The organism is Corallococcus sp. AB049A (assembly GCF_003668885.1).
GTDB classification, from domain to species: Bacteria; Myxococcota; Myxococcia; order Myxococcales; family Myxococcaceae; genus Corallococcus; species Corallococcus interemptor.
Map to the genome: position 1 here is coordinate 1 of NZ_RAWL01001301.1, position 412 is coordinate 412.

Annotated in this window: 1 protein-coding gene; it reads left to right on the forward strand. The window is 72.6% G+C overall.

Translation table 11 applies throughout. The features are described 5' to 3' along the window. The coding region (locus D7X55_RS47065; protein WP_199747463.1) for a dihydroxy-acid dehydratase at nt 1-412 on the forward strand (412 nt) is incomplete at both ends.

Here is a 412-nt window from a genome sequence, read left to right on the forward strand (position 1 = left end):
CGATCGAAGCACCGGCCGTGGTTGTCGATGCGCCGCAGGTGCTGAACAAGCTGCATGCCGGCGGCCTGCTGCCCGAGCACTTCGTGGCGGTGGTGCGTTACCAGGGCCCGCGTGCCAACGGCATGCCGGAACTGCATTCGCTCGCGCCGCTGCTGGGGCTGCTGCAGAACCAGGGCCGGCGCGTGGCACTGGTCACCGACGGCCGCCTGTCCGGCGCCTCGGGCAAGATTCCGGCGGCGATCCATGTGACGCCGGAAGCGGCGCGCGGTGGTCCGCTGGCCAAGGTCCGCGAGGGCGACATGATCCGCCTTGATGGCGAGGCCGGCACGCTGGAAGTGCTGGTGGACGCGGCCGAGTGGGCCGCGCGTCCGCTGGCCCCGAACACGGCGCCTGCCGCGCATGACCTGGGCCG